A 13,371-nucleotide genomic window follows, 5' to 3' on the forward strand; every position below is an offset into this window, starting at 1 on the left:
CAGCTAAACGCATACCCTAATATCTTCCTCTATGTTATCTGTACCCTGCTTGTAATGCAAGCCCTATCATCCAGAAAAATGAAAAAAATCCAGTTTGGCAGTAGATTGATGGAATGCTTGCTCTACCACATATGTAAACACTTTCACCGATGTCATATTAAGATTGGCACAACGGTAAAATATCAGAAAACCCTTCTCCTCGGAAGAAGAGGGCATCAGATCATATATCGATGCCACCTACTTCATGAAAAGAAGGGTTAGATATTCACAAATAACCTGTAAACTGGAGCATTTACTCCGTCAATTGTAACGTCTTGCTTCGTTCCGTATCCCGCTCCAATACTGGCTTCAAGTACTTACCGGTATAGGAGGCTTCCACTTTAATAATATCCTCAGGCGTACCTGTCGCAACAATAGTTCCGCCACCGCTTCCACCTTCCGGACCCAGATCAACGATATAATCGGCTGTTTTGATAACATCCAGGTTATGCTCGATAACGAGTACCGATTCTCCGGAATCCACCAGACGGTGCAGGACGTTCAGCAGACGATCAATATCGTCGACATGAAGACCGGTCGTTGGCTCATCCAGAATATAGATCGTTTTACCCGTACTACGACGATACAGCTCGGAAGCGAGCTTCACGCGTTGTGCTTCACCACCGGACAACGTTGTTGCAGGCTGGCCCAAGTTAATGTAGCCCAACCCCACGTCGAGCAAGGTTTGCATTTTGCGATGAATTTTCGGAATGTTCTCGAAGAACTGCGTTGCATCCTCTACCGTCATTTCCAGCACATCTGCAATATTTCTATTTTTGTATTTGACTTCAAGTGTTTCGCGATTATACCGTTTGCCTTTGCAGACCTCACAAGGCACGTAGACATCCGGCAGGAAGTGCATCTCAATTTTGATAATGCCGTCCCCTCGACATGCTTCACAACGTCCACCTTTAATATTGAAACTGAACCGACCTTTTTTGTATCCGCGCACTTTGGCTTCATTGGTCTGTGCAAACAGATCACGGATGTCATCAAAGACGCCTGTATACGTAGCCGGGTTGGAGCGTGGTGTTCGTCCGATTGGTGACTGGTCAATATCAATAACTTTATCAATATGTTCCAGACCGCGAATCTCTTTGTGCTGACCTGGACGTACCCGTGCACGGTTCAAATCACGAGCAAGCGTTTTATACAAAATCTCATTAATTAGCGTCGATTTACCCGAGCCGGATACACCCGTTACTGCGGTAAATACACCCACTGGAATTTTTACATTGAGGTTTTTCAGGTTATTTTCCTTCGCTCCACGCACTTCCAGCCAGCGGTCCCCGACACTACGGCGTTCTGTACGAACCGGAATAAACTTGCGCCCACTCAGATATTGACCCGTTAACGAGTTCTCGTCATTCATGATTTCTTCCGGTGTACCCTGCGACATGATGGTACCACCGTGGATTCCTGCCCCCGGACCAATATCGATAATATAATCGGCGGCCATCATCGTATCCTCATCATGTTCAACCACGATCAGTGTGTTACCGATATCCCGCATGTGAGCGAGTGTGGAGATCAGACGATCGTTATCCCGTTGATGCAGACCGATACTCGGCTCATCCAGAATATACAGCACACCCATCAGGCTGGAACCAATCTGTGTCGCCAGTCTGATCCGCTGGGCTTCACCACCGGACAACGTTCCTGCAGCACGGCTCAGGGTCAGGTAATCCAGTCCTACGTTTACTAGGAAGCCGAGACGGCTGTTGATTTCTTTTAAAATAAGTTTGGCGATTATTTCTTCTTTCTCACTCAATTGTAGCGAATCGAAGAAACGGCCAGCTTCTCCAATGGACAAACTTGTCACATACGCCATGTTGTGATCGTTAATCGTAACAGCAAGGCTTTCACGTTTCAGTCGCTGTCCTTTACATGTTCCACAAGGCTTGGCACTCATATAACCTTCAATGAATTCACGGATACCTTCGGATGCTGTCTCACGGTAACGACGCTCCAGATTATTCACAATACCTTCAAAGGTAACCAATGCTTCTTTCCGTTGTCCAAAATCATTCTCGTACCGGAAACGAATTTTCTCCGTACCTGTACCCTGCAACAGCTTGTTCATTTGTTCAGCAGGCAGATCTTCTACAGGTACGTTTTGCGGAATGTTAAAGTGTTCGCATACCGATTTGAGGAACTGCGGATAATAGGTGGATGTACCACCTGTCCAGGCATCAAACGCACCCTCTTCAATTGTTTTGCTTCGATCCGGCACCAACAGGTCCGGGTCAACAATCATTTTGACACCTAATCCATCACAATCCGGGCAGGCACCGAATGGGCTGTTGAACGAAAACATGCGCGGCGCCAGCTCTTCAATACTGAATCCGCACACCGGGCAGGCAAAGTTGGAACTGAAGCGCAGCTCTTCCTCACCCATAATATCTACCAGCAGCTGTCCACCGGACAAATTAAGTGCAGTCTCAATAGAATCGGCCAAACGTGATTGCACTTCTTCCTTAATCACGATCCGGTCAACGACGACTTCAATCGTATGCTTTTTGTTCTTCTCCAATTGAATATCTTCCGACAAATCACGCAATTCACCGTTAACCCGTACACGAACAAAGCCCTGCTTGGACACATCGGCAAATATACTTTTGTGTTCACCCTTGCGTCCCGAGACAATAGGTGCCAGAATCTGCAACCGGGTCCGCTCAGGATATTGCATTATGCGGTCAACCATTTGTTCTACGGTCTGGGAGCTAATTTCCACGCCATGATCCGGACAATGAGGATGTCCCACACGTGCAAATAACAGACGCAGGTAGTCATAGATTTCCGTAACGGTTCCGACGGTGGAACGCGGGTTACGGCTTGTCGTTTTCTGATCTATGGAAATAGCTGGTGACAATCCTTCAATGGAATCAACGTCCGGTTTCTCCATCTGCCCCAGAAACTGCCGTGCATAAGCCGATAATGATTCAACGTAACGTCGCTGTCCTTCGGCATATATCGTATCAAAAGCCAGCGAGGACTTGCCTGAGCCACTCAGACCGGTCAATACAACAAAACGGTCACGCGGGATGGTGATATCAATGTTTTTGAGGTTATGCGCTCGCGCGCCTTTGATGACAATGTTCTCGCTCGCCAATGGTATTCATCCTTTCAATGTTGAAATTCCAACCTTTTTTAAAGGCTTTTCGATCCCTCCCAAACCCTCCCTTCCAAGGGAGGGCCCCAGAGGGCGCAGCCCTCTGGACACCCGAAACAGGCGGTGCAATGGTGAATGGTCGGGTCTTGCTATGTGAAGGTTGTCGTGTGCCCGCAGCTTCGTCCAAGATCCCGGCCAAATGCCGGTCTCTTAGACGGCCGCTCTACAACGAGAGGGCGCTCACGGCTTTGCCTCGTTCGCAAGTGTCGCCATTGCCTTTGGCTCGGCTCCCCTTAAACACCAGGACGCTCACGGCTTCGCCTTGCTCGCGATGGTCGCCATTGCCTTTGGCTCGGCTCCCCTTAAACACCAGGACGCTCACGGCTTCGCCTTGCTCGCGATGGTCGCCATTGCCTTTGGCTCGGCTCCCCTTAAACACCGGACGCTCACGGCTTCGCCTTGTTCGCGATGGTCGCCATTGCCTTCGGCTCGGCTCCTGGGTACACGACTTCCAAATGTTTTCCTATAAACCTTTTAACCAATTTCAACTTTTCTATCAGTATAGACCTGATTTTACGTTTTCAACATGTCTAATTATCGGTAGATATCACTGATTTCCTGACTCAACAAGAGAACGGCCACCCGGCCGTTCTCTTGTTGCAGATCTATCCATGCTGCGACACATTCTACTGTGCCTCTATCTTAAACTTATGCTGTCTGCCTTAATAAGCTATTCTGCGCGCAGTTCCAGCAATGCATCACGAAGTTCAGCAGCACGCTCAAACTGCAAGTTTTTGGCTGCGTCTTTCATCTCTGCCTCTAGGCGCTGAATAAGCGACTTACGTTCCTTCTTCGACATCTTCTCGGCAGCGCCTGTAAGATAGTCTTTCTTGGATTCGGCAACTTTGGTTGCTTCAATCACATCACGCACTTTTTTGCGAATCGTCTGTGGTGTAATGCCATGCTCCTCGTTATACGCAATTTGGATCGCACGACGGCGTTCCGTTTCCTTCATCGCTTTTTCCATCGAATCTGTCACTTTGTCACCGTACAGGATAACTCGACCTTCACTGTTCCGCGCCGCCCGACCAATCGTTTGAATCAGTGAGCGTTCCGAACGTAAGAAGCCTTCTTTATCGGCATCCAAAATGGCTACCAGAGAAACTTCAGGAAGATCCAGACCTTCCCGGAGCAAGTTGATTCCGATAAGGACATGGAAAACCCCCAGCCTTAGATCACGTAGAATCGCCATACGCTCCAATGTCTTGATCTCGGAGTGCAAATAACGTACCTTGATTCCGATCTCCTTCAGATAATCTGTTAAATCCTCGGACATCTTCTTCGTTAATGTTGTGATCAGGACCCGCTCGTCTTTCGCAATCCGGTCATTAATCTCACCGATCAGGTCATCGATCTGCCCCTTCGTTGGACGCAGTTCAATAATTGGATCAAGCAGACCGGTTGGACGAATGATCTGTTGCACCATCGTATCCGTATGCTCAATCTCGTAAGGACCTGGTGTCGCAGATACATAGATAATCTGATCCATCTTCCCTTCAAACTCATCGAATTTGAGAGGGCGGTTATCCAGCGCAGATGGCAGACGGAATCCGTGATCAACCAGTACAGTCTTCCGTGCTTGGTCACCGTTATACATCGCACGGATCTGTGGAAGAGTCACGTGGGACTCATCGACCACAATCAACATATCATCCGGAAAATAGTCCATTAGCGTGTAAGGTGTATCGCCTCGTTCGCGGAATGTCAGTGGGCCGGAATAGTTTTCAATCCCTGAACAGAAGCCGACTTCTTTCATCATCTCGATATCGTACCGTGTACGTTGCTCCAGTCGCTGAGCCTCCAACAATTTCCCCTGTTCACGCAATACTTCAAGACGCTCTTCCAGTTCACGCTCAATATTCACTAGCGCAACCTTCATCGTCTCTTCCTGGGTTACGAAGTGAGATGCCGGGAATATCGCAATGTGCTCACGTTCCCCAACCAGTTCTCCGGTTAACACATCAATCTCCGTAATTTTCTCAATCTCATCACCGAACAATTCCACCCGAATCGCATGTTCACCCTTCGATGCCGGGAAAATCTCGATAACGTCACCGCGAACGCGGAACGTACCACGCACAAAGTTAATGTCATTTCGCTGATACTGAATCTCCACCAGACGGGACAAAATCTGATTGCGCGGTTTCTCCATCCCTACCCGCAGGGACAGAAGCATGCTGGAATAGGAGTGCGGCGAACCCAAACCATAGATGCAGGATACACTCGCTACAATAATGACATCTCTGCGTTCAAACAATGAACTCGTAGCCGCATGGCGCAACTTATCGATCTCTTCATTGATACTTGAATCCTTCTCGATGTACGTATCCGAGGAAGGAATATAGGCCTCTGGCTGAAAGTAATCGTAGTAACTGACAAAATACTCAACCATGTTATTTGGAAAAAAGTCTTTGAACTCACTTGCAAGCTGAGCTGCCAGCGTTTTATTGTGGGCAATAATCAGTGTGGGACGTTGCAGCTTGGCAATCGTCTGTGCAATGGTGAACGTCTTACCCGTACCGGTTGCACCCAGCAATGTCTGATATCTCTTCCCCTCCTGAACGCCCTTCACCAATTCTTCAATGGCTGCAGGCTGATCACCTTGGGGAGAAAACTCTGATTCGATTTCGAACGTTTTGTCGCTCATTATAATATCGCTCATTGCCGTATCTCACCCTATCGTCTAAAATAATAGTCACTATATATTGTCGAAGTTCCCCGAATTTACATATGGGAAAACTTATAGTAATAGGAATATTTGTTCCCGTATAATTATACCTCGTCTGTGCAAGTGATGCAATCGCGAACTAAAGATAGGAGTGGGTTAATTTATGGATATTGCGACACTTATCGGCATTATTGCCGGGATTGCCGCAGTCATTAGTGGTTTTTTATGGGAAGGTGGCCAATTATCCGGTCTGATGCAAAAGACGGCTGCTCTAATTGTATTTGGTGGAACGATTGCCGCAGTTGTTGCCAGTTTCCCTGCACATCGGCTGCGTACGATTCCTGCTGCCCTCCGCATGGCCTTTGGGCGTAACAACAATGACACAAGCCAGTGGGTTGAAGAACTTGTAGATATGTCTTCAATCGCTCGCCGCTCAGGCGTGCTTGCACTGGAACGAAAAGTAATGGACCATCCGCATCCATTTTTGCAAGATGGTATTCAGATGGTTGTCGATGGCACAGATCAGGATGTTGTTCGCCAGATCATGGAGATGGAGATTGATTCCGTCGAACAAAAATATGAAGGTTATGCCAAAATTTTTGAATCAGCAGGCGGTTATGCTCCAACGATGGGTATCATTGGTACCGTGATGGGACTTATTCAGGTACTCGGCAGCCTGACCGATCCTACTGGACTCGGCCCAGCGATTGCTGTTGCCTTTACCGCAACCCTCTACGGGGTCGCCAGTGCCAATCTTATCTTTTTACCCATTGCTTCCAAAATTAAATCCCGTGGAGCAGACGAAATTCAGACGATGGAAATGCTGCTCGAAGGCGTATTATCCATCCAGAACGGGGAAAATCCTCAGCTTGTGCGTAAACGGCTGGAGTCCTTCACACTTACTCACCGCCAGATTACACGTCCTGTAGTGAAGGAGGGATTGGATGAGTCGGCGCAGTAAACGGCGCGGAAAACGTGAACCTGGAGATCATCGAGATCGCTGGATGATTACCTATGCCGATCTCATTACTCTGCTGCTGATCTTTTTTGTGATCATGTATGCCATGAGCCATCTGGATTCTGGTAAATACGATGTGGTTACTCAATCGTTGCAAAATACTTTCAACCAATCCAACTCCCTGCTCGATCAAGGTGAAGGTATTGGTGGTACAGCTGGACAAGCTATTACCAAGAATCCGCCTTCCCAGATTCAGGGCGAAGACCCCGGAGAAGGCAAAGGACCCTCTTCCGGCTCCGAGACAAGTAAGCCAGATGATGACGATCAGCCACTTACGGAGCGTGAAGAGCAATTCAGATCACAGGAGCAGGAGCTGCAAAATCTGTTCAATGTGATTACCCAGTATATCGAGGACAATAAACTGGAAAATCAGATTTTTGTTGCGGACAAGCCGCAAGGCATCTCTATCACACTCAGCGACCGCTTCCTGTTTGATCAGGGAAAAGCCGCACTCAAAAGTGATGCTTCACCCACACTAAGCAAATTGGCAAGCCTGTTCCGTGATCTGAGCACCGTTGTTAGCATTGAAGGGCATACGGATAACGTTCCTGTCGGGGCGAACGCTACCTATAAAGACAATTGGGAGCTTTCCGGTGAACGCGCACTGTCTGTATTACGATTTTTTCTCGATAAAGAAAAGCTTGACCCTGACGGCTTTCAATATGCCGGATACGCGGATACGCGCCCAACTGGGGATAATACTACCGCCGCAGGGCGGCAAAAAAATAGACGGGTGGAAATCACCGTCTTGCGTCAACTCCAGCCTTAACTTCCAACATTTCGTATGGACCACCTTTGCTCTATTATAAAAAGCACGTTCTTACTGAATTCGATTCAGCAGAACGTGCTTTTTGTTTTTACTTCTATACTTTTATTGCTAAAATTTTTATTCGTTTTACAGCAATGGCACACGATGTGATTACCTTCATCATACAAACGATTCACACTATTACGCATCTACGCCTGGCTGGCTGGGACGAAGAATCGCAGAACCGACCGTCAGCAAAATGGCTGCCATGCCAAACAGAATCAGCAGCGGTAGGGCAATGTCCGACAACGTACCGCCAGCAGAGATCGTTTCCACTGCTTGAATCGCCCATTTCTGCGGAACAAAATTAGCGAGTTTTTGCATGTAATCCGGCATGATCGACAGCGGCCAGAAACAGCCACCAATCATACACGTCGGTGTGATAATCAGAGAATTCAGCATGGTTGCATTTTTGGATTCACGAATCAAGCCGGCAACCGTACTCGCAATCCCCATGGAGACCAGCATAAATGCGGCCAAAATAAGCAGATGGATGACAAATGGAATCCCCGCATCATAATGAAGCACCCATCTGCTAATCCCCAGTACCAAAACAATTTGGATTAATCCGATCGCAAAACTCCCCAGAAAATTGCCCAGTGCGATTTCATAGGCGCGGACCGGAGCCGTGTAGACTCTTGCCATCGTCCGCTGCCTGCGGTCTTCCATAATAACAGCAACTGTACTGGTCAGCAGACCCATCATGAACATAATCGTAAATCCGGTCACGTTGTTCAAACCCGGTTTTGGATAAATCTTCAGCTCAGTTGCTTCACCCGAAATTTGATGTTTGCCTAGTTCAAGTAACAATTCTTTAAATTTTGCTTGGGCCAGAGTTGGATCAGGAGTCTCACCCGATGCCGCATCTGTCGCTGCCAATACTGCCGAAGCAGATTGTCTCAATCCCGCTGCCAAACCTTCAACCGCAGCCCTCAAAGTATAGGAGCTTTCACTGACACGAAGTTCCACTAGCTGAACTTCAGGTTGTTTGTCTTGCAGTAAATTGTCCGTGTAATGCGCCGGGATGACGAGTCCTGAACTCCCCCTTTGCTGCGCGATGGCTTCATTAACTTCCCCAACGGTTTTCATGGGTTTGAGCAAATATTCCTCTTTGCGGCCAAGCTCATCCAAGATCCATCTGCCTGCTGCACCCTGATCCTCGTTTACATAAGGAATGACGGCACGTGTTCCCTCCTCGCTCCCAAACAGCGCAATTGTACCTGTGACGACAAGGCAAGGAAGAAGAAAGAACGTGATGAAACCCCGTTTTCGCAATATCGTGCGCCGGATCATCAACCAGGCAATATTGAGGCTATTCATAGCGATATCCCGCCTTTCTATATATCATTGCCGCTGCCGCCACCATTACCGCACATACCGCACTAAGCATCATGATGCTGTACATAATCTCACTTACGGGAGCGTTCAGCATCATCCGCAGGAAACTTTGTAGAGCCCAGTGATTCACCGTAAATTCACTTATTCGCTGTACAAAACCAACGGCAATGGGTGAAAATCCACCGCTAATAAACGTCATGGCAATAATGAAGCCTTGAAGAGCGGCACTTGCCGATGCAGCATTTTTGCAAATTAGGGCAACGATCACGCCTAGAGTCATGGAAGCCAGCGTAATCAGCACACAGATCAGAACAATCAACCCTGGATGTGTGCCCCAGTTCACACCATATAACCAATGCGTCACCAGTACGATAATGATGGCCTGCAAGAAAGCAATTAGGCTGTTGCCTGCAATTTTCCCTGCAAAAATGACCCCATTGCCTATTGGAGCTGCCTGTAAGCGAGTTAGCGTTTTTTTGTCCCGTTCACCAAACAGGCTGTTGCTGGTTGTCAAACCCGAGTAAAGCATGAACATGGCGAGCATGGAAGCCGCATAATATTGTGAAGCGCTATAAGAGGTGCCCACTTCTCCGGGACTGCTGACGGCTATATATGAAGAGTTCGCGCTATTGGTCTGTGAATGCTCAGCCATTGCAGCTACTGCGTCAGGACCTAACACTTTCGCCGCAGCGACCTGTCTGTTCAGTTCATCCGTGAACCGCGTAAACAAAGTCTCACCCACAACATTTAGCGTGCCATCCTTCCCCAGTATCCATTGCAACCTCGCCTCTTCCCCCTCCATGACCTGCTCTTCCAGATCTGATGGGACAATTACGGCAAAATCCAGATCACCACGTCTAAGTGCACTTACAGCCTCTTTTTCAGTAGGTATGTTCTGTACCTTCATCATTTCGCTTACTGCCAAAGATGTCACAAATGTATTTAGTGCTTTACTGATCGCATCTGAACCGGAATTCTTCTCAGTTTGAATGATCCCTACTCTCACCGGGTCAGGAATGGCTTCATTTGCCGACCCCATTGTACTGGAAAGAGCAGTACCCAATATAAAGATGAGCAGCAGCGGCAGGATAAACAGATTCAGCAGAACGGAGCGAATTCTCAGAATCCTTCTCAACTCAAAGATGCAAATATGCCATATCTTCATCTGAGATCCTCCTAGTCCCGAAGCGTACGTCCGGTCAGATTGAGGAAGAGCGTTTCCAGATCAGGCTCTTCGACCTTGAGCGATTGAATGGAGATTTCATGTTTGCTGCAAATGAAGAGCATATCCTGTAGATCCTGCTGTGCAGAAGGCAGCGTAACGGTCAATGTATCGTCTGATACTTCTACCGCCCGCACACGGGGGTGAAGCTTCAACTCCTCCACAACATCGGGACCAATGCCCAAAGTGGTGAGCACTATTTTTTCCTCAGATGCAACCCGTTCTCTCAGCTCTGCTTCGGTGCCACAGGCGATGATATGCCCCTGATCCATAATCGCTACCCGGTGACTGATTGCAGCAACTTCCTCCATGTAGTGACTTGTATAAATGATGGTTGATCCCATCTGGTTAAGCGTACGGACCGACTCCAAAATATGATTCCGCGATTGCGGGTCAATGCCCACTGTTGGTTCATCCATAATAATTAAATCCGGCCGATGCATAATGGCACACGCAATGTTCAGCCTGCGTTTCATACCGCCGGAGAAAGTGGACGGGGCATCCTTCGCTTTGTCCTGCAAACCTACAAATTCGAGGGATTCCTGCACTCGTTCTTTAAGCATTTTTCCACGGAGTCCATATAGTCGGGCAAAAAAAGTTACATTCTCCGCAGCGGTCATCGTTTCATATAGAGCCAGATCCTGTGGTACCAGTCCGATTTTGCGTTTCACTTCAAGTGGCCGTTCCTTGACCGATATGCCATCCAACCGAATTTCACCCTGATCCATATTTAAAAGACCGGCAATCATGCTAATGGTGGTACTTTTCCCTGCTCCATTGGGTCCAAGCAATCCAAAAATTTCACCTTTACCGACACTCAGATTTAAATGATCCACTGACAGCTTGCTACCGTATCTTTTCACGACATGATCCACTTCAAGCATAGCCATAGATTATACACTCCTCTTCCGTCCAGCTTCCTGCGACTGGATTTTCATATCTGTATTGTAACGAATTGTGATCTTCTGCGAAGGTACGAAAGGTCATGAAACAAAGGTGACTTAAGTCATCTTCGGATGGGAAAACTGCCTATGATATAATCGACATAGATAACCGGAAGGTATACCTTCACTTCTAAAATAAAGGATGTCTCTGACATATGCCGATGCGGTTGCTGCAATACGGTTTACTCATAGTTCCTGCGGTCCTGTACATTCTGGTGCTACCCCTGGAACAAGAAGATAGCTATACTCTGTATATTATCATTGCGCTAGGACTCGCGGTGTGGAAAGACTTCTCCCGTTCAGGTATGCAGCGTTTGCTGCTTGCGGCCGAAATCCTCTTCAGCTGCTGGCTGATCGCTCTATATGGCCCATTTATGTTTTTCCTCTCCTTATCTGCGCTTTATGTGTACATGTACAGACTGGATAGGACCCAACGGTGGTTAATGCTCGCCATTCAGCTTATCGCCAGCAATACCGCGTTACATTGGTATTACGCCCCACCACAGGAGCTTCATGCATGGCTTACACTTCACACCAACACGGCCATTCCTTTTAGCTTCACCCAAGAGACAATGGCTCGGGTTGCAGGTAACTTGCTTCTGCTCATCACCGCAACACTCTCTTGGCAGGGTTCTAGAAGCGCCAGCAGCCGTGGGCAGCTTGAACAGGTATACGATGAGCTGCGCAGTAAACATTACGAGCTTCAGGAGGCACGCGAACAATTGCTGCAATTCACGAAGCAACTTGAAGGAGCGGCACAGGTTGAGGAACGTACCCGGATATCCAGACAGCTTCATGATGATATTGGTCATCGCCTAATTCGCACCAAAATGATGTCTGAGGCAGCCCTCCTCACCCTACCTATACACCCAGAACAGGGCACGGAAATGGTGAGACAGATTCGGGATCAATTGGCCGCCAGTATGGATGACATGCGAACCACGCTTCACAAATTGCGGCCTGACTCATATATATCCGATGCCTACGCACTAGATCGTCTGCTTGAAGACGTTGGAAGGGAAACGGGTGTTAAAACGCGTTACGAAGTGCGTGGTCATTCACATGTACTCTATCCCAGTATGCAAATCGTTTTGTACAAAAATGCAAAAGAGGCCCTGACCAATGCCCTCCGTCATGGAAATGCCACTACGATTACAGTGGAACTGGAATTTGGAGAAAGAGAAATCTGTATGTCTATCATCAACGATGGGAAGATCCATACCCTTTCCACCAAGGAACAAACGAAAGGAAGACATGAAAGATCTCGTGCTAACCCGGGCGTAAAGTCAGAGTCTACAGGCCTCGGCATGGGGCTCGAAGGAATGCGCCTACGCACACAGTTGGTTGGTGGGAAACTGGAGATCAAGTCGGACTATCCCTATACGGTGATTACACGCCTACCCATGGCAAACAAAGCTGAACTGATCTGAAAAAGGAAGTGATTTGCTCATGTCTGACCTGAATGAATTAAATAACTCGAGCCATTCTGTTCACCCTCAGTCCATTCGGCTGATGCTTGCGGATGATGATTCCTTTATCCGTGAAAGTCTCAAAGTCCTGCTTGGACTCGACTCCGGCATTACCGTTACAGGTACAGCTTCAAACGGCCGGGAAGCTCTGGAACTGCTGGAGTCAGGAACAATTGCCGACGTTGTACTTATGGATATTCGCATGCCAGATTGTGATGGAGTTGAAGGTACCCGAATCATTAAAACACGTTTCCCTGAAGTGCGTGTACTGATGCTTACCACGTTTGACGATGATGAGTATATTATCCAGGCTTTGCAAAACGGAGCCAGCGGTTATTTGCTCAAAAATGTGCCACCTGACCGGATCATTCAGGGCATCAAGACTGTACATAACGGGGATATGTTGATTCATCCCGATATTGCTCGTAAGCTCGCGAGTCTACTTCGTCCTGCTGCAGCGCCTCAGACACATGAACCCATAGACTCTTACGGACTAACCCGTATGGAGCTAGCTGTTGCGGAGGCTATATCAGAAGGGCTGTCCAATAAAGAAATTGCCGCGAAGCTATTCTTAAGTGAAGGCACGGTCAAAAACTATGTTACGGATATTCTCGGCAAGCTTAGTTTGCGCGACCGGACTCAAATCGCCATTTTCATGTTGAAAAAGTAGCAAAAAGGGTATTTCCCTCGCCT

At 47.9% G+C, this 13,371-nt stretch carries 9 protein-coding genes; 4 read left to right on the forward strand and 5 right to left on the reverse strand.

The genetic code is table 11. The features are described 5' to 3' along the window. Nucleotides 1-292: 292 nt before the first annotated feature. Nucleotides 293-3,151 (reverse strand): excinuclease ABC subunit UvrA, encoded by a 2,859-nt coding sequence (gene uvrA / locus PTQ21_RS01975; RefSeq protein WP_072733565.1) that lies wholly within the window; start codon nucleotides 3,149-3,151, stop codon nucleotides 293-295. 730 nt (nucleotides 3,152-3,881) lie between these two features. Further along, nucleotides 3,882-5,873, reverse strand: a complete 1,992-nt coding sequence (gene uvrB, locus PTQ21_RS01980; protein WP_274568616.1) for an excinuclease ABC subunit UvrB — start codon at nucleotides 5,871-5,873, stop codon at nucleotides 3,882-3,884. 169 nt (nucleotides 5,874-6,042) lie between these two features. On the opposite strand from uvrB, the gene PTQ21_RS01985 reads away from it, so the two are divergent. Then, the gene (locus PTQ21_RS01985; protein WP_063567500.1) at nucleotides 6,043-6,840 is read left to right on the forward strand and encodes a flagellar motor protein; all 798 of its coding nucleotides are present in this window, start codon (nucleotides 6,043-6,045) and stop codon (nucleotides 6,838-6,840) included. After that, nucleotides 6,824-7,666 (forward strand): flagellar motor protein MotB, encoded by an 843-nt coding sequence (locus tag PTQ21_RS01990; protein WP_090811903.1) that lies wholly within the window; start codon nucleotides 6,824-6,826, stop codon nucleotides 7,664-7,666. The genes PTQ21_RS01985 and PTQ21_RS01990 overlap by 17 nt, the downstream gene beginning before the upstream one ends. Before the next feature lie 180 nt (nucleotides 7,667-7,846). Here the strand turns inward: PTQ21_RS01990 and PTQ21_RS01995 are convergent, their stop codons facing one another. Genes PTQ21_RS01995 through PTQ21_RS02005 form a run of 3 tightly spaced genes read right to left on the reverse strand, consistent with a single transcriptional unit; the run spans nucleotide 7,847 to nucleotide 11,155 of the window. Further along, entirely contained in the window at nucleotides 7,847-9,025 is a 1,179-nt protein-coding gene (locus tag PTQ21_RS01995; protein WP_274568617.1) for an ABC transporter permease, read from the reverse strand. Further along, on the reverse strand, nucleotides 9,018-10,208 hold the full coding sequence (locus PTQ21_RS02000; protein WP_274568618.1) for an ABC transporter permease: 1,191 nt from the start codon (nucleotides 10,206-10,208) through the stop codon (nucleotides 9,018-9,020). The genes PTQ21_RS01995 and PTQ21_RS02000 overlap by 8 nt, the downstream gene beginning before the upstream one ends. 11 nt (nucleotides 10,209-10,219) lie before the next feature. Then, a complete protein-coding gene (locus PTQ21_RS02005) occupies nucleotides 10,220-11,155 on the reverse strand; it encodes an ABC transporter ATP-binding protein (RefSeq protein WP_274568619.1) in 936 nt (311 codons plus the stop codon). Nucleotides 11,156-11,364: 209 nt separating this feature from the next. Between PTQ21_RS02005 and PTQ21_RS02010 the strand changes: the two genes are divergently transcribed. Then, nucleotides 11,365-12,639: a sensor histidine kinase gene (locus PTQ21_RS02010; protein ID WP_274568620.1), complete on the forward strand. Its 1,275-nt coding sequence runs from the start codon at nucleotides 11,365-11,367 to the stop codon at nucleotides 12,637-12,639. Between the two features lie 19 nt (nucleotides 12,640-12,658). Beyond that, on the forward strand, nucleotides 12,659-13,348 hold the full coding sequence (locus PTQ21_RS02015) for a response regulator transcription factor (RefSeq protein ID WP_274568621.1): 690 nt from the start codon (nucleotides 12,659-12,661) through the stop codon (nucleotides 13,346-13,348). Nucleotides 13,349-13,371: the final 23 nt, after the last annotated feature.

The sequence above is a fragment of the Paenibacillus marchantiae genome (assembly GCF_028771845.1).
Classification (GTDB): Bacteria; Bacillota; Bacilli; order Paenibacillales; family Paenibacillaceae; genus Paenibacillus; species Paenibacillus marchantiae.

Bases quoted from the DNA above. Each gene is read 5' to 3' on its own strand.
- PTQ21_RS01995 (WP_274568617.1), bottom strand. From the start codon at position 9,025: ATGAATAGCCTCAATATTGCCTGGTTGATGATCCGGCGCACGATATTG.
- PTQ21_RS02010 (WP_274568620.1), top strand. From the start codon at position 11,365: ATGCCGATGCGGTTGCTGCAATACGGTTTACTCATAGTTCCTGCGGTC.
- uvrB (WP_274568616.1), bottom strand. From the start codon at position 5,873: ATGAGCGATATTATAATGAGCGACAAAACGTTCGAAATCGAATCAGAG.
- PTQ21_RS01990 (WP_090811903.1), top strand. From the start codon at position 6,824: ATGAGTCGGCGCAGTAAACGGCGCGGAAAACGTGAACCTGGAGATCAT.
- PTQ21_RS02015 (WP_274568621.1), top strand. From the start codon at position 12,659: ATGTCTGACCTGAATGAATTAAATAACTCGAGCCATTCTGTTCACCCT.
- PTQ21_RS02000 (WP_274568618.1), bottom strand. From the start codon at position 10,208: ATGAAGATATGGCATATTTGCATCTTTGAGTTGAGAAGGATTCTGAGA.
- PTQ21_RS01985 (WP_063567500.1), top strand. From the start codon at position 6,043: ATGGATATTGCGACACTTATCGGCATTATTGCCGGGATTGCCGCAGTC.
- PTQ21_RS02005 (WP_274568619.1), bottom strand. From the start codon at position 11,155: ATGGCTATGCTTGAAGTGGATCATGTCGTGAAAAGATACGGTAGCAAG.